Annotated in this window: 20 protein-coding genes, 1 tRNA gene and 1 pseudogene; 9 read left to right on the top strand and 13 right to left on the bottom strand. The window is 68.9% G+C overall.

Going from position 1 to position 25,545, the window contains the following annotated elements; genetic code table 11:
* Window positions 1-73 precede the first annotated feature (73 nt).
* Window positions 74-976 carry a polyphosphate kinase 2 gene (gene ppk2 / locus M3C25_RS10590; RefSeq protein ID WP_217006398.1) on the top strand — a complete coding sequence of 301 codons (903 nt, stop codon included), beginning with the start codon at window positions 74-76 and terminating at the stop codon, window positions 974-976.
* 93 nt (window positions 977-1,069) lie between these two features.
* Here the strand turns inward: ppk2 and M3C25_RS10585 are convergent, their stop codons facing one another.
* Complete coding sequence (locus M3C25_RS10585) at window positions 1,070-1,522, bottom strand: DUF805 domain-containing protein (RefSeq protein ID WP_259856492.1); 453 nt, start codon at window positions 1,520-1,522, stop codon at window positions 1,070-1,072.
* A gap of 208 nt (window positions 1,523-1,730) precedes the next feature.
* On the opposite strand from M3C25_RS10585, the gene M3C25_RS10580 reads away from it, so the two are divergent.
* Window positions 1,731-2,654, top strand: a complete 924-nt coding sequence (locus M3C25_RS10580; RefSeq protein WP_259856490.1) for a carbon-nitrogen hydrolase family protein — start codon at window positions 1,731-1,733, stop codon at window positions 2,652-2,654.
* Between the two features lie 24 nt (window positions 2,655-2,678).
* On the opposite strand, the gene M3C25_RS10575 is transcribed toward M3C25_RS10580, so the two are convergent.
* Both M3C25_RS10575 and M3C25_RS10570 read right to left on the bottom strand, forming a co-directional pair.
* Window positions 2,679-3,947 carry an ATP-binding protein gene (locus M3C25_RS10575; protein ID WP_259836074.1) on the bottom strand — a complete coding sequence of 423 codons (1,269 nt, stop codon included), beginning with the start codon at window positions 3,945-3,947 and terminating at the stop codon, window positions 2,679-2,681.
* Between the two features lie 97 nt (window positions 3,948-4,044).
* Window positions 4,045-4,120: transfer RNA gene (locus M3C25_RS10570), tRNA-Arg, on the bottom strand.
* Window positions 4,121-4,251: 131 nt separating this feature from the next.
* Here M3C25_RS10570 and M3C25_RS10565 point away from each other — a divergent pair.
* Window positions 4,252-8,892, top strand: a complete 4,641-nt coding sequence (locus tag M3C25_RS10565) for a PDDEXK-like endonuclease domain-containing protein (protein WP_259856488.1) — start codon at window positions 4,252-4,254, stop codon at window positions 8,890-8,892.
* A gap of 286 nt (window positions 8,893-9,178) precedes the next feature.
* Here the strand turns inward: M3C25_RS10565 and M3C25_RS10560 are convergent, their stop codons facing one another.
* Genes M3C25_RS10560 through M3C25_RS10550 form a run of 3 tightly spaced genes read right to left on the bottom strand, consistent with a single transcriptional unit; the run spans window position 9,179 to window position 13,248 of the window.
* The gene (locus M3C25_RS10560) at window positions 9,179-9,778 is read right to left on the bottom strand and encodes a LysE/ArgO family amino acid transporter (protein ID WP_259856486.1); all 600 of its coding nucleotides are present in this window, start codon (window positions 9,776-9,778) and stop codon (window positions 9,179-9,181) included.
* The gene (locus M3C25_RS10555; protein WP_259856476.1) at window positions 9,779-11,539 is read right to left on the bottom strand and encodes an ABC transporter ATP-binding protein; all 1,761 of its coding nucleotides are present in this window, start codon (window positions 11,537-11,539) and stop codon (window positions 9,779-9,781) included.
* Complete coding sequence (locus tag M3C25_RS10550) at window positions 11,536-13,248, bottom strand: ABC transporter ATP-binding protein/permease (RefSeq protein WP_259856474.1); 1,713 nt, start codon at window positions 13,246-13,248, stop codon at window positions 11,536-11,538. Before M3C25_RS10550 ends, M3C25_RS10555 begins: the two co-directional genes overlap by 4 nt.
* 151 nt (window positions 13,249-13,399) lie before the next feature.
* Here M3C25_RS10550 and M3C25_RS10545 point away from each other — a divergent pair, with 151 nt between their 5' ends.
* Complete coding sequence (locus M3C25_RS10545) at window positions 13,400-15,538, top strand: RecQ family ATP-dependent DNA helicase (RefSeq protein ID WP_259856472.1); 2,139 nt, start codon at window positions 13,400-13,402, stop codon at window positions 15,536-15,538.
* On the opposite strand, the gene M3C25_RS10540 is transcribed toward M3C25_RS10545, so the two are convergent.
* From M3C25_RS10540 to M3C25_RS10520, 5 genes are all read right to left on the bottom strand, one after another.
* Window positions 15,535-16,815 (bottom strand): MFS transporter, encoded by a 1,281-nt coding sequence (locus tag M3C25_RS10540; RefSeq protein ID WP_259856470.1) that lies wholly within the window; start codon window positions 16,813-16,815, stop codon window positions 15,535-15,537. The genes M3C25_RS10545 and M3C25_RS10540 overlap by 4 nt on opposite strands.
* A gap of 4 nt (window positions 16,816-16,819) precedes the next feature.
* Entirely contained in the window at window positions 16,820-17,791 is a 972-nt protein-coding gene (locus tag M3C25_RS10535) for a serine/threonine dehydratase (RefSeq protein ID WP_259856462.1), read from the bottom strand.
* Window positions 17,792-17,924: 133 nt separating this feature from the next.
* A complete protein-coding gene (locus tag M3C25_RS10530; protein WP_259856460.1) occupies window positions 17,925-18,743 on the bottom strand; it encodes a DedA family protein in 819 nt (272 codons plus the stop codon).
* A 144-nt stretch (window positions 18,744-18,887) separates the two neighbouring features.
* Window positions 18,888-19,388, bottom strand: a complete 501-nt coding sequence (gene mscL / locus M3C25_RS10525) for a large conductance mechanosensitive channel protein MscL (RefSeq protein WP_259856495.1) — start codon at window positions 19,386-19,388, stop codon at window positions 18,888-18,890.
* A gap of 199 nt (window positions 19,389-19,587) precedes the next feature.
* On the bottom strand, window positions 19,588-20,301 hold the full coding sequence (locus tag M3C25_RS10520; RefSeq protein ID WP_259856458.1) for an SAF domain-containing protein: 714 nt from the start codon (window positions 20,299-20,301) through the stop codon (window positions 19,588-19,590).
* Between the two features lie 92 nt (window positions 20,302-20,393).
* Between M3C25_RS10520 and M3C25_RS13120 the strand changes: the two genes are divergently transcribed.
* Window positions 20,394-20,654: a hypothetical protein gene (locus M3C25_RS13120; RefSeq protein ID WP_311200540.1), complete on the top strand. Its 261-nt coding sequence runs from the start codon at window positions 20,394-20,396 to the stop codon at window positions 20,652-20,654.
* A gap of 62 nt (window positions 20,655-20,716) precedes the next feature.
* Here the strand turns inward: M3C25_RS13120 and M3C25_RS13115 are convergent.
* Window positions 20,717-20,863 (bottom strand): annotated as a pseudogene (locus tag M3C25_RS13115) (FmdB family zinc ribbon protein); the annotation flags it as partial.
* The gene (locus tag M3C25_RS10510; RefSeq protein ID WP_259856450.1) at window positions 20,854-21,489 is read right to left on the bottom strand and encodes a 5-formyltetrahydrofolate cyclo-ligase; all 636 of its coding nucleotides are present in this window, start codon (window positions 21,487-21,489) and stop codon (window positions 20,854-20,856) included. The gene M3C25_RS10510 and the pseudogene M3C25_RS13115, both read right to left, overlap by 10 nt.
* A gap of 30 nt (window positions 21,490-21,519) precedes the next feature.
* On the opposite strand from M3C25_RS10510, the gene galU reads away from it, so the two are divergent.
* From galU to M3C25_RS10490, 4 genes are all read left to right on the top strand, one after another.
* Window positions 21,520-22,425 (top strand): UTP--glucose-1-phosphate uridylyltransferase GalU, encoded by a 906-nt coding sequence (galU, locus tag M3C25_RS10505; RefSeq protein ID WP_259856448.1) that lies wholly within the window; start codon window positions 21,520-21,522, stop codon window positions 22,423-22,425.
* A gap of 8 nt (window positions 22,426-22,433) precedes the next feature.
* Complete coding sequence (locus M3C25_RS10500) at window positions 22,434-23,063, top strand: hypothetical protein (protein WP_259856446.1); 630 nt, start codon at window positions 22,434-22,436, stop codon at window positions 23,061-23,063.
* Window positions 23,060-23,668: a GNAT family N-acetyltransferase gene (locus M3C25_RS10495; RefSeq protein ID WP_259796935.1), complete on the top strand. Its 609-nt coding sequence runs from the start codon at window positions 23,060-23,062 to the stop codon at window positions 23,666-23,668. The genes M3C25_RS10500 and M3C25_RS10495 overlap by 4 nt, the downstream gene beginning before the upstream one ends.
* 67 nt (window positions 23,669-23,735) lie before the next feature.
* On the top strand, window positions 23,736-25,544 hold the full coding sequence (locus M3C25_RS10490) for a hypothetical protein (RefSeq protein WP_259856444.1): 1,809 nt from the start codon (window positions 23,736-23,738) through the stop codon (window positions 25,542-25,544).
* Window position 25,545 lies beyond the last annotated feature (1 nt).

Below are 25,545 nucleotides of genomic sequence, written 5' to 3'. Positions count from 1 at the left end.
CAGCGTCAGATGTGTTTAAGAGACTGCACCGGAACTCCAGCCGAATACCAGCTGCCGAACAGAAAGTGGACCAGTGGATCTGTCACAGCGCGAGAATCTGCGAGAATACATCGATCGACTCAACACCGAAGGCTACACCGTCGCTGATGGCCACAACCCCGACCCCGACCTCATCGACCCGATGGGCAAAGCGGTCGAAACCTGGCGCGAAGGCTACCCGTATGACGAACGGATGAGCCGCGAGGAGTACGAACTGGAGAAGTACCGCCTTCAGGTCGAGCTGCTGAAGTTCCAGTACTGGAGCCAGGACTACGACCTGCGCCACGTCATCGTCTTCGAAGGCCGCGATGCCGCCGGCAAGGGCGGGACCATCAAGCGCTTCACCGAGCACCTGAATCCCCGTGCCGCCCGCGTCGTCGCACTGAACAAGCCCTCCGACCGCGAGCAGGGCCAGTGGTACTTCCAGCGCTACGTTCAGCACCTGCCCACCCACGGCGAGATCGTGATGTTCGACCGCTCCTGGTACAACCGCGGCAACGTGGAGCGCGTTATGGGCTTCTGCACCGATGAGCAGTACGAGGAGTTCATGGTGCAGGCGCCGATGTTCGAGAAGATGCTCATCGACTCCGGCATCCACATCACGAAGTTCTGGTTCTCCGTCACCCAGTCCGAGCAGCGCACCCGCTTCGCCATCCGCCAGATCGACCCGGTCCGGCAGTGGAAGCTCTCACCGATGGATCTGGAGTCCCTCGACCGATGGGAGGACTACACGAAGGCGAAGGAGGAGACCTTCCGGCGCACCGACACCGACCACGCGCCGTGGATCACCATCAAATCCAACGACAAGAAGCGCGCCCGCCTCAACGCCATGCGCTTCTATCTCAACCAGTTCGACTACGCCGGCAAGGACTCCTCGGTCGTCTACGCCGCTGACCCGAAGATCGTCCGCCGCGGTCGCGACGCCGTCGACGACTGAACCCACACCTCGGGCCCGGCCCGAGCAGACGACAGCGGCCGCATCGATCGATGCGGCCGCTGCTGCTGTGTGCCCAAGCGTGGCTGAGCCGTGTCACACCGTGGTCTCGTAGCGGGTGTTCTGCTCAGTCGGCAGGAACCCGATGACGATCGAGGCGATCCAGCCGAGGCCCGGGATGAGGATGAGCAGGCCGAACCAGCCGGAGTAGTTGGCGTCGTGCATGCGGCGGAAGCTCAGCGCGAGCTGCGGGACCATGAGCGCGAGCGACAGCAGCGACAGCGGCATGGTTGCCAGGTTGCCGAATCCGGAGAAGACACCCGTGTTGAACGCCCCGGAGAGCAGTTCGGCCGGGCCGAGGATGATCGACTGGAGGATGCTGATGGCGATATTGGCGAGGACGAGGCCGAGGAGGCCCCACCAGTATTCGCTGCGGCTGGAGCGGCCGACGAAGACGAGGGCCTTGCGGAAGAGGCGGACGAGCGCGACGGAGAAGTCGGCGCCGTAGATCGGGGATTGCATGCCCGGAGGGGCCTGGAATGCTGACATCGGGGGGTTCCTTCACGTGCAGGACGGAGAGCTGTCGCTCTCACTGTAGTCCAGCCGCCGGCCAAGAGCGGCTGGGCGATTCCTACTGTTCACCGGGTCGTTGCCGAACGCCACGCGCCCGAGGCGGTGGCCGGTTGCGCCTGTCGTCACCGGCCGGTGCTCGATAGGGTGAGCAGTGAACCTGGTCACACGATGTGAGGAGGCGGTCATGACGACAGCGGCAGTGGTGCAGGGCGGCGCGGTGCTCTTCGACGCGCAGGCCTCGACGGACAAGGCGTGTGCGGCGATCAGCGAGGCGGCCGGCAGGGGCGCTGAGCTCATCGTGTTCCCTGAGGCGTTCATCGGCGGCTACCCCAAGGGCACTGCGTTCGGAGCGGCGCTGGGATTTCGCACCGAGCGCGGCCGCGATGAGTTCGCCCGCTACCGGGCCGGGGCGATCACGCTCGACGGGCCGGAGGTCGGCCAGCTCGTCCAGGCCGCGGCCGAGCACCGCACAGCCCTCGTCATCGGCGTCATCGAACGGCTGGGCAATACTCTGTACTGCACGGCCCTGCTCATCTCACCCGACGATGGGCTCACCGGTGCGCACCGCAAGCTCATGCCCACCGGCATCGAACGGCTCGTGTGGGGATTCGGCGACGGATCGACACTCGACACGATGGACACCGCGGCCGGCAGGGTCGGCTCGGTCATCTGCTGGGAGAACTACATGCCGCTCATGCGGCAGGCGATGTACGCCCAGGGCGTCGAGGTGTACTGTGCCCCCACCGTCGACGACCGCGATGTGTGGCAGTCGTCGATGACGCATATCGCCATCGAGGGCCGGGTATTCGTGCTCTCGGCCTGCCAGTACCTGCCGGCCTCCGCGCTGCCCGACGATCACCCGTTCGACTTCGACCCGCCGAACCCCGAGTCGATCATTCGCGGCGGCAGCGTCATCATCGACCCGACCGGCACCGTGCTCGCCGGGCCGGTCTTCGACGAGGAGGCGATTCTCTATGCCGACGTCGACCTTGAGGCCAAGCACCGCTCGCATCTCGACTTCGATCCGGTCGGCCACTACTCCCGGCCCGATGTCTTCAGCCTGCACGTCGACACGCGAGCGAAGAGCGCGGTTGATTTCGAGGGGTAGGGGAAGCGGGCCTGCTGCCGCTCGTCAATCGGCGGTGCTGGGTCCCTGAGGTCTCGAGCCGCTGACGTCGGGCCAGCTGCTGGCCAGATGTGCTTCGACGGCGCGGTGGCGGAAGCTGTAGGGCTTGCCTCGACTGATGATGCCGCGCACAGAGTCCAGGCGCTGTGCGGTCGGTCCTGCTGCCGTTGCCGTCAGGCCGCCGAGGCGATCAGCGATGCGCGTGAGCGTTCGATCTTCAGGCGGAAGCTCTGCCATCGCTTCGACGAATTCACGTTCGCGCTGGGGCAGGCGCGCGAGGATCCGCTCGACGTGCGATCGTGCCTCGGCCTTGGCGTTCTGCCAGCCAGCCATGGCTTCTGCTTCGGTGATGACGTTTCCGGTGCCGGCGAACCATGCGCGCTCCCCAGCGAGCTGGAAGAGGAACGGCTCTCCGCAGCACAGGTCGGCGATTGCGGCAGCAGCCGCAGGCTCCATGGTGATGAGTTCGGTCCCGCCCTCCTCGTCGGGGACCTCCCAGCCTTGACCGACGAAGGTGTGCAAAGCTGCAACGAGATCGTCATCGTCCAGCGCCGTGAGAGTTGTGGTCTGGAACCGACGTGCGAACGTGGCGCCCATGCGCGATCCGGCGCGGTCCTCGAACTCGGGCAGGCCAGTGAGGTAGACGGCGATCGGCAGCGCACGATCGATCTCCACCCCGCCAGGGGCGATGACGGGATCCTCGAAGGTGAGGGCGTCGCCGAGGGCGATGAGCAGCTGGGAGAGCGCCTCTTCGGACGCGATGTTCTGCACCTCATCGATATGGATGAGAACGACGACGTCGCCGCGCTTCGCTGCCGCACGTCCGATTTCGACGAGAAGCTCGGTCAGCGATGTGTACGGCGCTGCCGTTCCGGCATCGCGCAGGGTCACAGAGACGCCTGCAGCGGCGATGCTCTCAACCCGTGCGAACAGCTTCCCCAGTCGTCTCTCGTGACCGGCGGACAAACCTGCAGCATCGGCCAGCTCCAGAAGAGCTGCAGCGAGGCGCTGCAGCGGGTCGGTGCCGGCTGGTATGCGCAGCTGCGGAGTGACCCAATCGCCGCGCTGCCTGGCATCAGCGGCAATACGACGTACGAGCGAGGACTTGCCCATCCCGGCTTCCCCGAGGATGGTCCGGCCTCTTTCAGCGATGCCCGCGAGGCGTCGTGGCCGCACCACCTGCTGCCAGTCGCACAGCTGGGCAGTCCGACCGGCCCAGACCTGCGGGACGCTGTCCGAGCCGGGGCTGAAAGGCGAATGCAGTGGAATACGCATAGTGCTGATAAGTTTATCAACGAACAACTGCTTTGATAAGTTTATCAGCGAGTGCGTTGCTTGATAACCTTATCAGGATTGCGTGAATCGGTGAATCTGGCGCCCCCGGCAGGATTCGAACCTGCGACACCCGCTTTAGGAGAGCGGTGCTCTATCCCCTGAGCTACGGGGGCTTAGCGCCCGGTCGCCGACCTGTATGCAGGCAGCTGCTGAGCAACCAGCCCAGTGTACCAGCGGCATGGAAAATTCCTGCTCCCCGGTGCGCCAGCGCGCGAATCCGCTGGCTAATGGTTAGGCTCGAAGTGTGTCATCAACCGAACATGCAACGAAGTCCACAGTCGGCGAGGCCTTTGCCGCGTGGAAGACTCGCGCTGCCAAGATCGGCGGACGCGACACCATGCTGCAGTATCGGGACTCCCGCGACGGCTCCATCGAACTGACCGGCGCCCACCCCTCTGGCCTGGCACAGCTGCTGGCCGGCAGGCCGACCCGGCTCTCGAGCCTCATCCGGGATCATGACCAGCTCTCCGACGCTCGCCGCCGGGCCCGTTCGATCCGCCAGAAGGCCGACCAGCTAGCCAGCGAACGCGGCATCAACACCGCCCACCTGGCCATCGGCTTCGCCACCTGGAGTGAGGACAGCGACTCCGGCGCCCGTCTCGACTACGCCGCACCGGTGATGCTGCGTCACGTGCGCCTCGTTCCGCGCGGCTCCCGGGTCGAGGACTACGAGATCGTCCTCGACGAGAGCATCACCATCAACCCCGCACTCATCGACTTCCTGCACCGCGAACACGACATCGCCATCGACGTCGATGAATGGGTCGCCTCTACCGGCTACAGCCACGGATTCGACCCCAACCCGGTCTTCGAGCGGCTGCGCGAGGTCGCCCGCAGTGTGCCCGGCCTTCTCGTCAACCAGCGGCTCATCGTCTCCACATTCGCCAACATCGTCTCCCCCTACACTGGCGAGGAGCTGCCCGAGGCGCACCCGATCCTCAGGGCGCTCGCCGGCCAGACCGATGCGCTGCCCGAACCCACCGCTCAGGCGGCAGCCGGCGCCGAGGCGGGAACCGCCTCTGGCCCGGTGCCGCTGCCGGACCGCAGACCGCAGGAGGAGTTCCTCGCCATCGACGTCGACGGTGACCAGCAGGCCGTCGTCGATGCCGCTGTGGCCGGCCAGTCACTCGTCGTCGACACCCCGCCGGGGACTGGGGCCACCCAGCTGGCGACCGCGATCGCCACGACCCTGGCCCACACCGGGCGCAGCGTGCTCTACGTCGCGCAGAACTCCGATGCGCTCGATGACTTCGCCACCCGGATGGGGGCCGCTGGCCTGCCGGATCTGGCAATCGACGGCCGCGACTCCGCCCGCGACATCCACCGTCAGCTCATCCGCCTTATCGCCCAGGCCGAGAAGGCCGAGCGCCCCGATCTGGGCACCCTGCTGCAGCGGCTGAACGAACAGCGCGACACCCTGTCCCAGCACGCCGAGTCCCTCCACCGGATCCGCCAGCCGTGGGGAGTCTCGGTCTACCAGACGATGCAGCACCTCGCCAGACTGACCGCCCAGCAGCCCGGCCCGACGACCGGGGTGCGCTTCGGCGACGACATCATGACCGCAGAACCCGGTCACCGCTCCCGGCTGCGCGAGAAGCTGCTGAAGCTCTCAGCACTCGGTGCCTTCACCCTTGAAGTCGAGGACACCGTGTGGTTCGGCGCCCGCTTCAACTCCGATGCCGACGCCGAGGCCGCCCGCACCGTGGCCGAACGGGTCGCTGCGAAGATCCCGCAGCTGACTCAGCTGTGCGAACCGGTGCTGCGCGACGCCGGCCTCAACCCCGAACGCACCGTCGCCGGCTGGGGGCAGGCGCTCAAGGTGCTGCTGGGCGTGCGCCGCACCCTCGACAGGTTCTCGCCCGATGTTTACGAGCACAACCTCAGCGAGCTCATCGCCGCGACCGGCTCCAACGAGTACCGCGCCGAGCACGACAACCCGATGGGCATGATGGAGCGCCGCCGCCTGAAGAAGGCCGCCCGTGAGTTCCTGCGGCCCGGCGCCCATGTCGACGACCTGCACACCGCACTCATCAACGCGCGCGACGAGCGTGCCGCCCTCCAGGACCTGGCCGGCGGAGGCACCCGGCTCAAGGTGCCCCGCGGGCTGCTCGACGCCGAGGAGAAGTACCAGGAGATCCAAGCCGACCTCGACAAGCTCTCACCGGTGATGGCCGACACCCCGGACGGCGGCGACCTCGACGAGATGCTCGTCGAGGAGCTCCACGCCCGCCTGCAGGCGATGGGGGAGGACAAGGAGGCCCTGTCTGATCTGCCGGCGCGCACCCACCTCGATGCCGAGCTGCGCCGAGCCGGGCTCGGCGAGCTCATCGACGACCTGCGCTCGCGCCGCGCCGCCCACGAGCTCGTCGGCGAGGAGTTCGACCTCGCCTACTGGGCGACCGTGCTGCAGCGCCTGGCCGCCGAGGACCCGCAGATCGGCCAGCACGACTCCGAGGCGATGCACCGCACCGCCGCCGACTTCCGCATCTGCGACCGCCAGTACGTCGCTGCCGGCGCTCAGCGCCTGCAGTGGTCGCACGCCCAGGGCTGGAAGCACGCGATCGGCGAACACGGCCAGCAGGCCCAGGCGCTGCGTGCAGCCCTGCGGTCGCGCCAGTTCCGCGTCGAACCGCTGAGCCTCACCGCTCCCGATGTGCTCGGTGCGCTCGCCCCGGTCTGGCTCATGAGCCCGTTCGACGTGCCGCAGCACTTCGCCGACCTGCCGATGTTCGACACCGTCATCCTCGCCGACGCCGGCCGGATGTCCGTACCCGAGGTGCTGCCGGCGATCGCCCGCGGCAAGCAGATCATCGCAATGGGCGACGACCGGCTGCTCGGGCCGCGCGACTTCAGTGTCGCCGTCGACCGGCGCACCGTGCCCAACGGCTTCGGCACCCCGAGCGTGCTCGCTGAGCTGCGCGAGTTCCTGCCCGTGCGCAGCCTGCACACCAGCTACCGGCTGTCCCCAGCAGGCCTGCTCGGGCTCGTGAACGAGCAGTTCTACGACGGCACCATCACCGGCCTGCCGAGCGCCCACACGAACGAGGGCACCGGCCTGGAGTTCGCGTATGTGCCCGACGCCTTCGGCTCCCCGGACACCGCCACCGGCCAGGTCGAGAGCCTTGATGCCGAAGTGCAGCGGGTCGTGGACCTCGTGCTCAAACACGCCCGCACCAACGCCCGCCAGTCGCTGGCCGTCATCACCCTCACCCCGTGGCACGCCAAGCGCGTGGCCGCCGGCATTCAGCAGGCAATCCGCCAATACCCGTATGTCGCCTCCTTCTTCTCGGACGGGTCGAAGGAGCCCTTCGTCGTCACCGACTGCAAGCAGATCCAGGGGATGGCCCGCGACGCCGTCATCTTCTCCCTCGGTTACGGCCGCACCCGCCAGGGCCGGGTCATCTACAACTTCGGCGCCTTGTCCGAACCTGACGGTGAGAAGCTGCTGGCCGCTGCCGTCACCCGCGCCCGCCGCAAGCTCACGCTCGTCTCCTGCTTCGAGGCCGACGACTTCGATCCCGCTCGGCTGCGCCACGGTGCCGCCGTGCTGCCGGACCTGCTGGCAGCCGTGGCCGCCGGCGGGCTGAGCCCGCAGGCAGACACCGCACCCGAGGCGGAGGGCACCTCCTCTGCCGCCGGTGAGGCTGCCGAGACGGCCGGTGACGACGAGACCGACGGTGCAGCCCACACGCCGGCGCAGCGAATCGGCAACGGCTCGACGGCTGCAAGCCGTATCGTCGAGTCGGACGACGATACCTCGGAGGCGGAGTCCGGAACCACCGACGCTGGGGCTGGCGGTGCCGAGGCGGCACCCGTTGAGGATGCCGGTGTCGAGCTGGCGATCTACAACGACGTCGCCCCTGTCATCGATGACCTGGCCGAGCGCCTTATTCGCATGGGCGTCGAACCCCACGCCGGATACGCCGGCATCGACCTGGCTGTGGCCGTCTCCGCTGCAGGGGATGAGGGCATGGCTGTCGCCGTCGAATCCGACGGGGCCTCCTATGTCAGCCGGAAGAGCATCCGCGAACGCGAACGTCTGCGGCATGAGAACCTGGCCCGCCACGGCTGGCGGAGCCTGCGGGTGTGGACGACCGATGCGTTCGTCGATCCGCAGCGCGAGGCCGAGCGGATCTTCGACGTCTGGAAGGACACCGTCGAGGAGCTCTCCCCGCAGGCAGTGCTCAACGCCGCCCGCGCGGCAGCCGTCGTCGTTGGCCGGCAGGGCAACCGCCCGCGCGTGACCCCGGGCCTGCCGGTCTACACCTACTCGGCTGAGGACTTCGATGCGATGCTCAACTGGATCCAATCTGATGGTGTTTCGCGCACCGACGCCGGGCTGAAGGACCAGCTGCGCTCCGCGCTGGCTGTCAAGAGCCGCGCCCACCGCGTCGACAGTGTGCTCACTGAAGCCGTGCAGCGATTCCGCCGCCGCGCCAACGAACGCAAGTCCACCCATGCGGGCACGAGTCAGCGAGAAGAAGACGTCTTCGTCCCGGCCGCTGATGCCAGACCGGACCAGACCGCTGTCATGCCGCAGTACGACACCGGCAAACTGCGCGAACAGGAGCTGCTTGACGCCGGGCTGGTCGACAGTGACGAAGCGGACAGCTCCGCGGCGCCGGATGACAGCAAGGACAACAGCACTGCTGCAGGCGAGAGCTTTGTACGAGCGACTACCACGGCAGGTGAGAACCCCACACCGACTGCGAGCACCACGGCAGATGAGGACGAGGCTGAGGCAGCCGACTCATTCAGCGGCAGCACGGGAGCCGAACGGAAGTCCGCCGATGCCTCCACTGTGGAGGACGCCGCATCCCCAGCAGCAGCGGATGCCGACGAGCCCGCCGGAAATGCTGCCGGGGCTGACAACCGGAAGCCCTGAGACCGTGACGAAGGATCCGCGGGTGCAGGCTGCGATCGAGGCCTATCGGCGCACTCTGCGCAACGAATCCGGGGGGTCCACTCCGGCTTCGGAGGCCAACGGCGACGAGCGGCTGCTGGCAGACCGGCCACCGCATTGGGCGACGAGATCCCACCCGGTCCCGGCATGGGCATCACGGCCGAATCCACGCCGAGTCGACTCCGCCACACGCCCAGCCGAAGATGTGCCTGAGACCGGCCGTGAAGCAACTGCCGGTGACGCAGGCGAGGCGTCCGCTGATACCGGCTCAGGAGAGCACGAGACGGACCGCTAAAACGACGATGACAACGGCGATCGCGACGTCGATTGCCTGCCAGAGGCGCGGTTTGGCCAGGACGGGCGCCAGCGCTCGGGAACCGAAGCCGATGACAAGGAACCAGCTGACCGAGGCGGCCATCGCCCCGAGCATGAACCACCACCGCCCGTCTGCACCCTGCTGATTGGCCAGATTGCCGGCCATGACGACGGTGTCGAGGTAGACGCCGGGGTTGAGGAAGGTCAGCGTCAGAGTCGTGCGCACGATCTGCCTGCGGGTGCGCGGCTGTGCATCGGCGCTCAGACCGGTGGTGTGCCAGGCGGAGCGCAGCGTGATGAGAGCGAACCACACAAGATAGGCAGCACCCAGCCACTTGAGGGCTGTCAGCAACCAGGGCACCAGCAGAATGAGACCGCCGATGCCGATGGTGCCCAGGCCGATGAGCGCAACATCGGCGATGATGCAGATGGCCAGCACGACGCCGAGGTGTTCGCGGCGGATGCCCTGCCGGAGCACCAGAGCGTTCTGCGGGCCGACGGCGATGATGAGCGACCAGCCCGTCAGCGCGCCGGTGAGCAGGTGGAGAATCACTCAGGCATCGTAGGCCATGCGCGCCTCAAGCCGCTGGAACGGGCCGTTGCGTGAACGCAGCTGGCCGGCGGTGCCGGATTCGACGACCGTGCCGAGGTCGAGCACCCACACAGCAGCCGTATCGTCGATGAGGTCGGCCCGGTGGGTGATCTCGATGATCGTGAGGTTCTCGATCGACTGCAGACGCTGCCGGACCTCGGCTGCGGTGTCGGCATCGAGCTGGCTGAGGCCCTCATCGATGATGAGCACCTGCGGGTTCGGCAGCAGTGCGCGGGCCAGGGACAGCCGCTGCAGCTGCCCACCGGAGATGCTCAGCCCGCGCGGGCCCACCGGCTTGTCGAGCTTCTCGTACCAATCCGGCAGCCCGGCAACGGCCAACGCCTCGGCAATCTGCTCATCGGTGGCCTGCGGTGCAGCCAGTGTCAAGTTCTCGCGCAGGGTGCCGCGGATGGTGGTCGGGCGCTGCGGGGCGAGGCTGATGCGGGAGCGCAACATCTCTAAGGGAAGATCCCGCACATCGACGCCATCGAGGGAAACCGTGCCGTGGTCGGGGTCCCAGCCGCGCAGCAGCAGACCGGCCAGTGTTGATTTACCGCTGCCGGAGACACCGACGACATACGTCCATTCCCCGGCCTCAGCCTGCAGCGAGACATCATCAAGCGCCAGATGATCGGAGTCGTAGCCGAAGGTGACGTCGCTGAACGCGACTTCAGGCGCGGCGGGATCAGACTGAGCCGCCGGATCAGTCTCCTGGGCCGGGGCATTGGCTGCGGTGTCGGTGACAGCTGGTGCAGCGTCCATGATCTCGCGGATGCGGGAGGTGGCGGCGAAGGCGTTGTCGAGACCGGTGATGTAGTCCTCGAACCCGCGGGCAGGGCCGATGAGCCCGATGCCGACGGCCAGCGCTGTCATGATCGCAGCCGGTGAGGCTCCGGTGCCGGCGCCGACGAGGAGGACGGCGATGAGACCCCCGCCCTGCAGCAGCACCGACAGGCCCGCCCGGATCGCCTGACTCGTCCCGACCTGCGCGGCAGCTGTCGTGCGTTCGTCGTCAACGCGTTCGAGGCCGTCGAGTCGCTGGTCGGTGATACCGAATCCGAGGATCTCGCGCATCCCCTGCACATCGTCACCGAGGCGCTCGGCGATCTGGCCGCGCACGCGTGCCACCGCGTTGGCGGAGTCGACGGCCCCGCGCCGGGTCAGCAGCGGCAGCGCGAGCAGAGCCGCGACCGTAAGCGTGAGCGTCAGCGCCAGCCGCGGATCCACAGCGATGCCGAGCCAGAGGAGTGCGATCACCGGGACGGCGACTGCGGAGACAGCCGGCGGCAGGGTGTGGGCGAAGAACACCTCTATCCGGTCGATGTCCGAGGTGGCCCGGCTCGTCAGCTCGGCTCCCGCACGGCCCTGCGTCGCAGCAGGCGCCTGGGGGATCAGCCGGGCGAAGAAGGCATCGCGCAGCCGCTGCAGCGAGGTGAAGGCGACATAGTGACCAGCATAGTGTTCGGCGTAGCGCAGCAGCGCCTTGACGATCGCCAGGCCGGCCAGCACGGCGACAGCCGTCCCGATGCCGATGGACTGGCCTGACAGCTGCGGGCCCGCAGCACGGATGAGCAGCGTGGCGGCGACGACGAAGAGTGCGACCCCGAGCAGCTGGCCGAGCACCCGGGCGATGACTGCCAGGCCGAGCGGGGCGAGCAGACCGCGGGTCTGTCCGATGAGCCAGCCGGTGAGCTCCCGGCGGCGGGCAGTCGCATGCGTCATGACGGCGCCTCCGCCATCAGCTGACGCAGGTCGATGACCCGGTCAGCCGAGAGCACCGCCAGCGGACGGTGGGCGATCGTGAGCACCGTGCGGCCGGCAGCCAGCCGGCGCAGGGCCTCAAGGATCTCCGCCTCACCGGACAGATCGACCTGGCTGGTCGGCTCGTCGAGGATGAGGATCGGGGCATCGCGCAGCGCAGCCCGGGCGATCGCCAGCCGCTGCGCCTGCCCGCCGGAGAGCAGCCGGCCGTGCTCGCCGACCGGTGTCGCCAGGCCTGCCGGCATGCTGCGCACATCAGCGGCCAGTCCGGCCGTCTCCAGCGCCTCCCACAGCTGGTCGTCATCGGCCTCGGGAGCGGCGATGCGCAGGTTGTCCTCGATCGTGCCGAGGAACAGGAAGGTCTGCTGTTCGACGACGGCCAGCTGATCGCGCAGCGCCGCCGGCTGTGCTTTCTGCGTCTCGAGCCCGCCGACGGTGACCACACCGGAACGCGGCAGCAGGTGGGCCTGCAGGAGGGCGGCGATCGTCGACTTCCCGGCACCCGAAGGACCGATGAGCGCGACATGCTCACCGGGTGCGATGTCGAGGCTGAGCCCGGCGAACACCGGTGGCCCACCCGGCCAGCCCGCGGTGACCTCGCTGAGGCTGAGCGCAGCCCCGGCGGTCTCGACGTCCCCGCGGGGACGTTTCGTGTCCGAGGCGGCCGGCGCCTCGGGCGCGGTGCCGGAATGCAGGTGCTCACTGAGACTGCGCTGGGCTGCCCGGCCGCTGATGCCGATGTAGAAGAACCGGCCGATGATGTCGACCGGACCGATGACAAGCGTGGTCATGAGCAGGACCGCCAGCGCCCCGCCGAGGCTCAGCGTGCCGGCGGCCAGGCCCTGCAGCGCCAGGGCGGTTGCGGCGACGACGACGGTGAGGGAGAAGGCGGCGTCGACGACGAAGATGAGCAGCTGGTTGCCGGCCAGCATCCGCATGATGCTCGACCGGTGCTCCTCCCCGCGTCGGGCCAGCTCAGCAGCGGTGCGCCCGGCAGCGCGCGCGTAGACGAGGGTGTCAAGCGCCTGGATCGCCTCGAGGAAGGCAGCGGTCAGACGGCCCTGTGTCATCCGGTACGACCGGCCGATCGGGCGCACCGCCCGCCGGAACCCGGCGATGACGACCGGGACGATGAGCAGCAGCAGGGCGAGGAACCCGGCGACCCGCCCGCTCACGGTCAGCGCCATGATCGCCAGCACGAGCAGCGGGGTGGTCAGCGCACCGATCATCGGGCCGATGAACGCCGCCCGGTAGTTCGCGGTCCGCTGCACCCCATCGGTCAGCAGCGACAGCAGGGAACCGGCCCGCGACTGCACATCGACAGCACCGAGGCGGTAGAGGCTGCCAAGTGCGGCCGCGCGCAGCTGCTTCTCGGCATCCGAGGCAGCCCAGGCGGAGAACCCGGCACCGGCAGCGGCCCAGATCGCAGCTGCGGCGGCGATGAGGATGAGCGTGAGGATCTCCGTTGGCAGCAGGCGCTCACCGAAGCTGAGCACATCGAGAGCCGATCCGAGGCTGAAGAACAGGAACGCCGTCGCCGCAGCCTGCGCCCACGCAGCAGCGGTCGAGACGGCCAGCACCCAGCCGGGCACAGCCTGGCGCAGCCGCTCATGCAGCGGAGCCTCCGGTGCGCTTGAGGCACCGGGATGACCATGCGGATGCGCAGCCACGACAGCCTCCTGGCAGGGGACGGGATCGGTATCGCAGACCATCATACGGAGTGGTACGGACACCGCCCCTCCCGGCCGAGAGGCGGGACATCGTTCCTGGTCACACGGTGAGGTGATGGCGACGTCCGTGGGTGTGCCTAGACTCGGCAACATGAGCACCGACGCATCTGCACCCCAGCCAGCCACCGCCTCGGCGACGGCCCCCGACCCGCAGCTGCACGCAGCAGCCCTGGAGGTGCTGCGCGAGCTCACCGGCCGGGCTGACGCGCAGTTCCATCCCGGCCAGTTCGAGGCGATCGCAGCGCTGGTCGCCGAGCGCCGGCGCGCGCTCGTCGTCCAGCGCACCGGCTGGGGCAAATCAGCCGTTTACTTCGTCGCCGCGACCCTGCTGCGCCGGGCCGGGCGCGGGCCCTCGCTCATCATCTCCCCGCTGCTGGCGCTCATGCGCGACCAGGTCGCAGCCGCCGAACGCGCAGGCGTGCGCGCGGTGACGATGAACTCCTCCAACGCCGAGGCGTGGGACCAGGTGCGTGCCGACCTGGCCGCCGGTGCCGTCGACGTGCTGCTCATCTCGCCCGAACGGCTGGCCAACCCGTCCTTCCGCTCCGAGGTGCTGCCTGGGCTCATGGCCGATCTCGGGATGATCGTCATCGACGAGGCCCACTGCATCTCCGACTGGGGCCACGACTTCCGGCCCGACTACCGGCGCATCGGCTCGATCCTGGCAGAGCTGCCCGAGGCGATTCCGGTGCTGGCGACGACCGCGACGGCCAACTCCCGGGTCGTCGACGATGTCGCCGAGCAGCTCGGCCACGATGCGCTCGTCATCCGCGGGCAGCTCGCCCGCGACTCCCTGCGCCTAGGTGTGATGGCCAAGTCCGAACCGGCCCGCCGGCTCGCCTGGCTGTGCGAGCACCTCGGCGACTTCACTGGCTCGGGCATCATCTACACGCTCACCGTCGCCGCCGCCCAGGACGCGGCCCGGGCGCTGGCCCAGGCTGGGTGGAATGTCGCGGCATACACCGGTGCTTCGGATGCTGATGAGCGGGCCGGCATGGAGGCTGCGCTCAAAGCGAACGAGGTCAAGGCGCTTGTGGCAACCTCGGCGCTGGGGATGGGCTTCGACAAGCCGGATCTGGGGTTCGTCATCCACTTCGGCGCCCCGTCCTCACCAGTGGCGTACTACCAGCAGGTGGGCCGTGCCGGGCGCGCAACCGAGTCAGCTGATGTGTTGCTCCTGCCCGGGCCGGAGGACGAGCGGATCTGGGAGTACTTCGCCACCGCATCGATGCCCGACGAGGAGACCGCCGCCACGGTGCTTGCCAACCTCAGCGCCGAGGAGCCGATGTCGATTCCGGCGCTCGAGACCGTCGTGGGGGAGAAGCGGGCGAGGCTCGAGCTGCTGCTCAAGATCCTGCAGGTCGACGGGGCCGTCGACCGCGTGCGCGGCGGATTCGTCACCACCGGGGCCGGCTGGACCTACGACGCCCAGCGCTACGCCGCGGTCGCGGCCACACGAGCCCGTGAGGCCGATGCGATGCGGGAGTACGAGCGCACGCAGATGTGCCGGATGCGCTATCTCACCGGCCAGCTCGATGACGACACGACCTCAGACTGCGGCCGGTGCGACAACTGCGCCGGCCCATGGTTCTCCGCCGAGGTCAGCGACTCCGGTCTGCAGTCTGCCGGCAGCCAGCTCGCAGGCGTCGGACTGCCGGTCGCCCCGCGCGCCCAATGGCCGACCGGTCTCGACCGCCTCGGCATCGAACTGCGCGGCAAGATCGCCTCGGCTGAGAGGTGCGCTGAGGGCCGGGTCATCGCCCGGCTCACCGATTTGGGGATCGGCCAGCGCCTGGCCGAGGCCTTCAGCGCCGGGCAGGCCGATGCACCGGTGCCCGAGGCGATCGGTCAGGCTGCCGTGAAGGTGCTCGCCGACTGGGACTGGCAGACTCGGCCCGAGGTGGTGATCTCGGTGCCGAATACGCTGCGCCCGGTCTTCACCCGGTCACTGGCAGCCGGGCTCGCCTCGGTCGGGCAGATGCAGGACATCGGTGAGTTCGAGCTGCTGCGCGATCCCGGCTCACCTGACGTCAACTCCGCGTTCCGGGTCAAGAACCTCTCCGGAGCCTTCCGGCTGACAGACGAGCAGGCCGCTGCCGTGCAGGGAAAGACAGTGCTGCTCGTCGACGCGCTCATCGTCTCCCGCTGGACGATGACAGTCCTCGCCCGCGAACTGCTGCGCGCCGGGGCGGCAGCCGTGCTGCCGTTCGCCGCCGCCCAGCAGGCCTAGCGGACGCGGTAGCGCATGAAGCTCGGTGTGGCTGCCGCAGCGACGAGCACGCCGATGATGACGATCACGCCGCCACGGGCGGTCGCCCAGGTGGTGCCGATGCCGGTGGCAGTGTAGCCGTGCAGCACATCAGCGATCCGCGGGCCACCGGCGACCACGACGATGAAGACGCCCTGCAGCCGCCCGCGGACCGCTTCGTCGGCGGCCTGTTGCAGGATCGTCATGCGGAAGGCCGCCGAGACGACATCGGCGACACCGCCGATGGCCAGGAACACGACGGCGCCGATGAGGGCGAGCATCCACCAGTTCCCGGCCGCTGGCAGGACCGACCCGAACCCGGTCATCGCCGCACCCCACACGAGAATGCAGATGACGACCGCCCGGCCCTGCCGGTTGACGCGTGAGACCCAGCCGGAGAAGATCCCGCCGAGCAGCGCACCGAAGGGGATCGCGGCGGAGAGCAGGGCGAAGACGAACCCGCCGGAGCTGGGACCGCCGAACGTCTCGTGCGCGATCTGCGGGAACAGCGCCCGCGGCATCCCGAAGACCATCGCGATGATGTCGACGACAAAGCTCATGAGCAGCACCGGGGCGGTGATGAGATAGGCGAAACCGTCGACGACACTGCGCACCCCAGCCCGGCGCTTCCCCGAGCCTGCCGCCTCGCCTGCGCGCTGCGGCGGCAGGGACGGCAGCTTCCAGATCGCCCACACGGACACGAGCAGCGCCAGGGCGTCGAAGAGATAGAGGAAGGAGAAACCGATGACCGGGATGAGCATCCCGCCGACCAGCGGGCCGACGACTGCGCCGAAGGTCATGAGCGTCATATTCAGCGCATTGGCTGCCGGCAGCTGGTCACCGGGCAGGATCGCCGGCAGGATCGCGCTGCGGGCCGGCTGGTTGAGTGCGAAGAACATCTGCTGGATCGCGTAGACGCTCAGGAGCAGCCACACGTTCGTCGACCGGAGAGCCGAGAGCAGGAAGAGCCCGAAGCTGGCCGCCACCAGGCCGCAGCCGGAGCCGAGCATGAGGATCCGCCGGTCCATGACATCGGCCAGGGCGCCGCCGTAGAGACCGAAGATCACCAGCGGGATGAGTCCGAACAGACCCGCCAGACCGACATAGCTCGACTGACCGGTCAAGGCATACAGCTGGGCGGGGATTGCGACAATCGTGACCTGTGCACCGATGACGGTGACGATGTTCGCCGACCACAGCCGCCTGAACGTCGGCGTGCGCAGCGGACGGGTGTCGGCGAGCAGATCCTTGAGAGCCACTGCCTCAGTCTAGGGGCAGATCAGATGGGTCGGCGTTCGCACCGCAGACGACGACGGTGACCAGCTCACCTGGTGTCGGCTGGTAGGCACCTGAGAGAAGCGCGGCCAGTGCCGCAGCCCCGCCGGGCTCGGCTGCGATGCGGGTCCGGCGCCACAGCCATCTGCGGGCTTGACGGATCGCAGCATCGGCGACAAGCACCGGCTGCAGTGCGTTGCGGCAGGCGACCGCGAAGCAGATCTCACCGACCGTGCTCGCTCCGAGCGAATCAGCAGCCACCCCGCTGGGGCTGATCGGTGTGCGTTTTCCGTTCTGCAGCGCCGTGTGCAGGGCAGCGCAGGTCTCCGGTTCGACCGGCACGACGCGTGCGCTGGAACCGAACCAGGCGGAGATCCCGCCGACGAGACCACCGCCGCCGGTGGCCACGAGCACCGTCGGAGCCTCCGCCTCGGCCGCGGTGCGGCGCTGCTCACCGACGCGGCTGCGCAGCTGAGCGTCGAGTTCCGCACCGAGGGTCCCCTGGCCGGTGACGGTGGCCGGGGAGTCGTAGGCGTGCAGGGCCATTGCGTTGGGCTGCGCGGCGGCCTCCTGGCTGGCGGCGAACGCATCAGCGTAGACATCACCGGTCACGGTGACCTCAGCGCCCATCGCCGCAAGCCGGGAGACCTTCGCCTTAGGGGTGGTTGAGGGGACGAAGATGCGTGCCGGGATGCCGAGCTCGGAAGCGACATGCGCGACAGCCAGACCGTGGTTGCCGCCGGAGGCGGCCACCAGTGTCTTCGGCGGCTCAGCGGCGGTGAGTGCACCGGTGAAGGCGCCGCGGGGCTTGAAGCTGCCGGTGTGCTGGAAGAGCTCGAGCTTGAGCGTCACCGGCGTGCCGTCGGGCAGGGTGATGTCGAGCAGCGGGGTGCAGCGGATCCGGCTGCTGATGAGCGAATGCGCGACGGTGATCTCGTCGCGCGTGGGAACGATCGACATGCCGGCCAGTCTAGTGGCGGCCGGCCGACGGGGGCGTCCATCCGGCCGGCGAGCACCTGGCCGAACCGGGCGTGGCCCGCCACGCCCGTTCAGGTTGCTGCCGGGTCCACCGCCGCCAGGGGAGCCGGCAGACTCAGCGCTGATTCCCAGCGGCGGAGCCCTCCGCGTCATCGGCTGCCGTGCCGCGCTTGGATTCGGCGCGCACGCTCTTAGCCGTCGACCACACGACGATGCCGACGATGATCGCCAGGGAGATCCACATCGCGTAGCGGTCGATGACCTGGATGACGTCGACGGCGGCCTGCCCGAGGTTGTAGCCCAGGGCAGTCCAGACCGCGGTCATGGCTGCTGCGCCGGAGATCTGGGCGGTGAGGAACAGCGGCAGCGACATCCGGGAGTACCCGGCGACCAGCCACACGATGGTGCCGGGGATGCCGGGCACCCGGGAGATGAAGACGAAGATGAACAGCAGCCAGGCCGGCAGGTCCTTCAGCTGCCGGAAGCGCCTGCGCTGGCGTTCGGACTGGGCGAAGAGGTTGACCGCGCCGTCACCCCAGCGGCGGCCGGCCAGCCAGAACATCCAGTCGAACTTGGCCATGCCGACCAGGCCGGCGATGAACACGAGGGTCAGCGGCAGTTCGCCGATCCCGGCGTAGGCGCCGGCCCCGACGATCGCGGATTTCGCGCCGGTGAGGAATTCCAGCAGCACCGGGTGGTTGGCGATGAGCTGCGGGCGGAAGGGCAGCAGTGCGAGGTAGAACAGCGGCACACCGAACACGGCAACGAGCAGGAGCTTGTCGACGATCGTGGCCTCGCCTTCCCACGGGGCGAGGTCCTTGAATGACTGCGGCTGGGCTGGGGGTGCCTCAGCGCGGTTCTGCGGGTCCGCAGCCGGTGCCTCGGTCTCGGGTGCACGGCGGTGGTGGGGGAGCCGGTGCTGCTCGTCGGTCATGGCGTCAAGAGTAGCCGGGCGAACCCGACGATGACAGCCGGGCATGGCAGCGGCTGGTGGCGACATGCGAAGGGCCGGGAGGATTGCGGTGATCCTCCCGGCCCTTCGGTCGGTCACACGCCGAGGCGTGTGCTCAGTGGCATGTCAGTGGCGCGGGTTTCCGTCGCCTGCGGAGTTCGGCATGTCCTGGGCTCCGCCGGGCACGCCGGGGGTGCCGGAGGCGCCTTCGGCGAAGCGCTGGTCCGGCACGGCGTTCTGCTGTCCCTGGGCGATGAGGTCGCGGATCTCGGCGAGCAGCTCCTCGCTCGACGGCGGAACTTCGTCTTCCGGGGCGCCGCGCTTGCGCAGCTCGTTGATCTTGTTCATCGGCATGATGATGACGAAGTACACCACAGCAGCGACGATGAGGAAGTTGATGCAGGCGGTGATGACCGCTCCGATGTCGACCTTCGTCGCCTCCACGCCGTCACGCAGGTAGAACGACAGGGCCGGGGACTCCGGCGAACCGATGGCGGCGATGAGCGGGTTGATGATCTTGTCGGAGATCGCGGTGACGATGGCAGTGAAGGCACCGCCGATGATGACTGCGGTCGCCAGTTCGATGACGTTTCCGCGCAGAATGAAGTCTCTGAAGCCTTTGAGCATAGTCATGTCCTTTCCAGACCTGGCAGCCTGCGCGCACGCACGCGATCACCGGCTGCCCTGTGTACGTTCCGATCATAGCCGGTGAGCTCATACGAGCTGCGGGTTGCAGGCCCGTCATCAGATCAGAGTCGTGACCAGCGGGTCGGGTGAGCACGGCCGGGCCAGGTGAGCACGGCCGGGCCAGGTGAGCACGGTCGGGTCAGTTGAGCACAGCAAAGCTCAGTGCGCTGCCGGCGATATCGGCCAGCGCGGCCGCCTCATCAGAGTGCACCCGCAGCACCACGACGGTTGAACGGTCAAGCGGGGAGCTGCCGGCGTCTGCCTGCTGGATCGACTCGACGACCGCGTCCTCGACGACCGCTGGGCCGCGCTGCAGCCCGGTCAGCGGGTCCTCGTCGTCCCCGGCTGGGTCGCTGCCGATGCCGGCAGCGAAGACGCGCACATGGTGCCCGGGGCGCAGCACCTGCGCCGCTGCGCCGTCGCCGACCTCCACCGGCAGGGCGACCATGCCCTCGGGCAGTGGTTCAGCGCGCGGAGTCAGGAGTGCGTGCTCGGTCAGCACAGCTCCGGCCGCCACCTCAGATGTCGCCGTCGCCCCGACGACGGCGGCGGTCTCGGTCAGCGCACCGGCGGGCACGAGGTTCGGTGGGAAGCGCACGAGGGACACATCGGCTGCCGAGAGTTCGGTGCCGGCGCTGATCTGGCTGCTGGCGACGAGCACGTGCGTCCCGCCGGTGCGCGGGATGAGCAGCCACACCGCCAGCATCGTTGCCACCGCGAGTGCGGCCGCCCCGAGGATCCGGCGGCGCCTCAGAGCCGTGCGGGTGTGCACCGCTGCTGAGGTGGTACTCGCCTGCGATCCGCGGGAGCTGGCTGGCTGCCGGGTGAGGCGTGTGAGAAGCGAGAGGACCATGCGCTGAGTCTGACCGGCGCGCATATCCCGCCAGGCTGCTCAGCGGAAGCTGTGGACAGCGTTGCGCCTGTCATCCACAACCGCAGCAGGGGGTGTCAGCGGGGCTGACCAGTCCAGATGCCAGCGGGACCGGTGCGCCGGCCTTCTGTCATGACGCGGAGGTCGCTGCCGTCTTCGACGAGGTAGTGCTGCTCGACGAGCTGGCAGAGGAGGCACTGTCCGAGTTGCTCGACGAGGAGGCTGAGGCGTCAGAAGACGAGGCCGATGAAGATCCGGAATCGTCACCGGCCGAGCCCGCCGAGCCGCTGCTGGCCGACCCGCTGCCGGCAGTCGCACCGTGGTCGTTGCGGTAGAAGCCCGAGCCCTTGAAGCTCACGCCGATCGAGCCGAAGACCTTCCGCAGGCGTCCGTGGCACTGCGGGCATTCGGTGAGCGCATCATCGGTGAACGCCTGATGGATGTCGAAGGCGTTGGAGCACTCGGTGCAGCGATAGGCGTAGGTGGGCACAGCAGACCTCTCTTGCGGGCGGAAATCCGTAGAGAAGTATAGCCCTACTCGCATGCGCCCGCGCCGGCGCCTCCGGTCACTGGCTGCAGACCGGATTCGGTCGCGATCGCTGTGACCGAGAGATCCCACTCCTCACGCCTGACCTCTGCCAGCACTTCGTCTGCATAGCAGACGCCGATGACGTTCACCGCCGCCAAGGCTTCGGGCACCTGCCCCTGCGGGCCGAAGGTCCGGTCGTAGAACCCGGCCCCGTTGCCCAGCCGGGCACCAGCGGGGCCGTAGGCCAAACCCGGCACGAACACCACACCCACCGGCGGGTGATCAGCGGTGCCGGCCACGGCCTCGGGCGCGGTGAGCACCGGCTCAGGTTCGCGGATCTGCCACGTGCCGACCCGGGGCAGGCTTTCCATCGCGGTCTCCAGCCGGCCGAAGCGCAGCGGCTCACCCGGGGTGGTGACCGGCAGATAGACCGTCCGGCCACGGGCATGCAGGTCGTCGAGGAGCAGATCGAGGTTCGGCTCCCCCGGCAGGGCCGCATAGGCAAGGATTGCACCCTCATCCGGCACGCAGCCGGCGAGCACCTCGGCGAAGGCAGCAGCGGCCCCGTCACGGGTGCGGCGACCAGCGCGGATGCGGCTGCGCAGCGCGGCTTTGGCGGCCGCGTTCGAGGTCTCGGTCACTGCCCTCACTCCTATGCGTACACTGTGGATATGACTGAGAATAGCAACGCCGCTGTGACCAAGGCCGTCATCCCCGTGGCCGGGCTGGGCACTCGCTTCCTGCCGGCGACGAAGGCCACCCCGAAGGAGATGCTGCCGGTTGTCGACAAGCCGGCCATCCAGTACGTCGTCGAGGAGGCCGTGCATGCCGGCCTCAACGACATTCTCATGATCACCGGGCGCAACAAGCGCCCGCTGGAGGATCACTTCGACCGCGTCGACGGACTCGAGCGCGCCCTGGAGAAGAAGGGCGATACAAAGAAGCTCGCCGCCGTCCAGCACTCCTCAGAACTGGCCGACATCCACTACGTCCGCCAGGGCGATCCGCTCGGCCTCGGCCACGCGGTGCTCAAGAGCGAACTGCACGTCGGCAACGAGCCCTTCGCCGTGCTCCTCGGCGATGACCTCATCGACGAATCGAACCCGATCCTCGAATCGATGATTGCGGTCCAGCAGGCCACCGGCGGCAGCGTCGTCGCACTCATGGAGGTCCCGCACGAAGACGTCGGCCTCTACGGTTGCGCGGCCGTCGAGGAGGTCGACATCGACGGCGCGGTGCGCATCACCGGCCTGGTCGAGAAGCCCGACCCGTCCGAGGCGCCGAGCAACCTGGCGATCATCGGCCGCTACGTGCTGGCCCCGGAGATCTTCCCCGTCCTGCGCAACACCCCGCCCGGACGCGGCAACGAGATCCAGCTGACCGACGCGCTGCAGACCCTGGCCGCCGACCCGGACTCCCACGGCGTCTACGGCGTCGTGTTCTCCGGCGACCGCTACGACACCGGCGACAAGATCAGCTATCTCAAGGCCGTCATCACGCTCGCCGGGCGCCGCGACGACCTCGGAGACGAACTCAACGGCTGGCTGCGCGAATACGTCGCCGGCCTCGACAGCTGAGCGATCTGATGACCGGACTGTTCGGCAGCGCTGCCGGCGGGTCCCAGGCCGCCGAGACCTACGGCGCGCTCGTCATCGCTGCCGGCCGGTCCCGCCCCTTGGCGGGCCGGAAGGCGACAGCCGCTGCCGAGGCGGCGGAGACGATGCTCGATGAGTACGGTTTCGACGTCGAGACCAGCGCCGCTGAGGTGGGCGAGGCGCTGCACGAGCGGCTCGCCGGCCTCGGCGGTCCTGATGCCCGGGCCCGGCTCGTCGTCATCGTCGGCCGGCTCGGTGTCGGCCTCGGTGAGGACCTCGCCGCCGATGTCGGTGAGGCGCTCGACCACTCGGTGCCGGGACTGGCCCAGTCGATCCGCCGCGCCCAGCTCGATGCCGGGTACTCCCGGTCGGTTTTCGAGTCCCCGGCCTGCGGCTGGATCGGCGACACCCTCGTGCTCACCCTGCCCGATGACGTCACCGGCGTGCAGGCGGCCATCCAGGAGGTCGGGGCGATCATCCTCGATGTGCTCGACGAACTGAGCGACGACGACGAGGAAGCAGGCGGCGATGACACCGGCACCGGAGCCGTCGTCCATGACCTGCGCCCGAAGGTCGTCCCGCTCAACCGCACCCCTGACAGCGATCCGCAGCGTCCGTGAGCTCCTACTGGCCGGTTGAACTGCGCGAGGGCGAGGTGCTGCTGCGCCCCCTCACTCGCCGCGATGCCAAGGACTACGCCGAGGTGCGCGCCCGCAACCGCGCCTGGCTGACCCCATGGGAGGCCACCGACCCGCGCGGCGGCGAACCTGCCGACTTCCACCACCTGCGCCGGCTGCTGAATCGGCAGGCGAAGACCGGCCGGTTGCTGCCCTTCGTCATCGACATCGGCGGCCGGCTGCGCGGCCAGCTCACCGTCTCCGGGTTCCAGTGGAGCTCGCTCATGACCGCCCAGCTCGGCTACTGGATCGACGAGCAGCTCGCAGGCCGCGGCCACACCCCGACCGCCGTGGCGCTGGCCACCGACTACTGCTTCACCGCGCTTGGGCTGCACCGGATGGAGATCAACATCCGCCCGGAGAACACCGCTAGCCTGCGCGTGGTCGAAAAGCTCGGCTTCCGCTATGAAGGACGCCGCGAACGCTATATGCACATCGACGGCGCCTGGGCTGACCATCTGAGCTTCGCGCTGCTGCGCGAGGACGTCCCCTTCGGCCTGCTCGACTACTGGCAGCGCAACCGCGCCGACCACCAGCCGGGCACCTGAAGAGCAGTTTCTCGACACACCCTCCGTGATCCGATCGTGACAGTCGCTGCGGCCATACAGTTGTGGTGTGGAGGCAAGCATCACGGTTCTCATCGCACTCGTCGTGCTCTTCGCGTTCACGTTGCCGGCAATCCTGCGGCGAACGGACCGCGCAGTGGCACAGCGCGAGCTCAGCGAGGTGCCCGAAACCGCGGAGATCTGCCAGCGCCCGGCGGCTGCCGAGCCGTGTGCTGAGGAGCCTGCCCGCCCGGAGCTCTTCGCCGCCTCCACCCCCGCCTCCCGCTACGCCCCGCCACCCGGTGTCGAGGTCGTGACCGAACCTGCGCAGCTGAGCCTGCGCCGCCCCGCCCCGGCCCTGTCCGTCATCGACGGCGGAGCCGAGGACACCGCCGCAGAAGCCGAAGCCGACACTGCGGAGGCCGAGTACATCGAGCTGCCGCTGGCCGCCGGTGAGACCCACACTCTGACCCAGCTGCACACCGCCGCGCAGACGGCGACGCTGCGCGACCGCCGCCCCGACAACCACCTGGATGCGATGATGACGAACACACCCGATGCCGGACCTTCCCCGACGCACCGCAGCCGCCCGGCTGCCATGCCGGCTCACCTGCGTCGTCACCTCGACACTGCCCGCACGCAGGCAGCGACCGGCCCCCGCCGTCCCGCTGCCCCCGGCGCGGGAACCGGCAGCCACCGCGCCCGAGGCGGTGCACCGCAAGCAGGCAGCGCCCACTCGGCCCGCCGGCCGGCTCCGGAGATCGACGGGCAGACCGCAGAGAAGATCGCTGGCATCCGCTCGATCATCCCGATGGTCTCCGTCGTGTTCCTCGGCATGCTCGCGGCCACCCTCGTCACCGCCGTGCTCGCCGCCTTCAGCGTCGTGCCCTGGGCGGTGCCCCTGCTGACGGCAGTCATCGCCGCCGGCTCCGTCGTCCTCGTCGGCTCACTCAACAAGCGCGTGCGCACCCTGCGCCGCGAGGCGACCGCACCGGCCGCACGCACGGCACGCAGCTACGAACCTGCACGCGGTCAGCAGCGCCCGGCTGAGCATCCTGCCCAGCAGCGCCGCACCGCTGAGGTCGTCTCCGCCCGCCGCGCCCATGCCGCCGAGGTGCTCGACAGCTCTGAACCCCGCCAGCCGGCTGAGGTGCCGGCCAGCTCGCAGGCCCGCCGCTTCCCGCGCCACATCCTCGACATCGACGAGACCCCGGCTGCCGAGAAGACGACCGCAGACGACACCGCCGCCGAGGCGCCCGCAGAGCCGGCTCCAACACCGGCACAGGTCGAGGCCGCCGACGCCGAGTCCCCGGCTGACGAGTCGGTCGAGGACCAGGTCACTGACGCTGCTGAGGACGATGCGGACTCGAACGCGGAGAACGACACGACCGTCATCGTCTCCCGCACCACTGAGGCCGCCCTGTCGCTGAGCTTCGGCCCGAAGCCAGCGAAGGACACTGCAGAGACCGCCGAGGCTGATGCGGAGACCGAGGCTGATGCTGAGGACAAGGACGAGCGGGCAAAGACCGTGGGCACGGATCCCTTCGCTCAGCGTCTGCAGGCCACCGGCTGGAAGCCCAGCCCGCTGCCGAAGCCGACCTACGTCGACGCCCCAGTCGTCGAACGCGATCAGCCTGAGCCGGTCGTCGCCGATGCCACCTCGTTCACCCTCGAACCGCAGTCGAAGGAATCGCTGGCCGAGATGTTCGCCGCCGAGCTCGGCTACCGCCCCGAGCTTCAGGACGCAGCACGTGACGAGGACGCCGAGTCCGGCCCACTGTCCCACGGCCGCACCGCGATCCGCTTCAAGGCCACCGGCACAGATTCCGGCGCCGGGGTTGCAAGCATCGACGACGTTCTCGCCCGCCGCCGCGCCTGAA

Source organism: Brevibacterium luteolum, from assembly GCF_025147615.1.
In the GTDB taxonomy this organism is placed as follows: Bacteria; Actinomycetota; Actinomycetes; order Actinomycetales; family Brevibacteriaceae; genus Brevibacterium; species Brevibacterium luteolum.
This window is presented reverse-complemented; position numbering and strand designations above follow the sequence as displayed.

What these genes read in the sequence shown, in the direction of transcription:
- mscL (WP_259856495.1), bottom strand. Translation starts at nt 19,388, where the DNA reads ATGCTCAAAGGCTTCAGAGACTTCATTCTGCGCGGAAACGTCATCGAA.
- M3C25_RS10545 (WP_259856472.1), top strand. Translation starts at nt 13,400, where the DNA reads ATGAGCACCGACGCATCTGCACCCCAGCCAGCCACCGCCTCGGCGACG.
- M3C25_RS10585 (WP_259856492.1), bottom strand. Translation starts at nt 1,522, where the DNA reads ATGTCAGCATTCCAGGCCCCTCCGGGCATGCAATCCCCGATCTACGGC.
- M3C25_RS10500 (WP_259856446.1), top strand. Translation starts at nt 22,434, where the DNA reads ATGACCGGACTGTTCGGCAGCGCTGCCGGCGGGTCCCAGGCCGCCGAG.
- M3C25_RS10555 (WP_259856476.1), bottom strand. Translation starts at nt 11,539, where the DNA reads ATGACGCATGCGACTGCCCGCCGCCGGGAGCTCACCGGCTGGCTCATC.
- M3C25_RS10520 (WP_259856458.1), bottom strand. Translation starts at nt 20,301, where the DNA reads ATGGTCCTCTCGCTTCTCACACGCCTCACCCGGCAGCCAGCCAGCTCC.
- M3C25_RS10575 (WP_259836074.1), bottom strand. Translation starts at nt 3,947, where the DNA reads ATGCGTATTCCACTGCATTCGCCTTTCAGCCCCGGCTCGGACAGCGTC.
- M3C25_RS10535 (WP_259856462.1), bottom strand. Translation starts at nt 17,791, where the DNA reads ATGTCGATCGTTCCCACGCGCGACGAGATCACCGTCGCGCATTCGCTC.
- M3C25_RS10580 (WP_259856490.1), top strand. Translation starts at nt 1,731, where the DNA reads ATGACGACAGCGGCAGTGGTGCAGGGCGGCGCGGTGCTCTTCGACGCG.
- M3C25_RS10530 (WP_259856460.1), bottom strand. Translation starts at nt 18,743, where the DNA reads ATGACCGACGAGCAGCACCGGCTCCCCCACCACCGCCGTGCACCCGAG.
- galU (WP_259856448.1), top strand. Translation starts at nt 21,520, where the DNA reads ATGACTGAGAATAGCAACGCCGCTGTGACCAAGGCCGTCATCCCCGTG.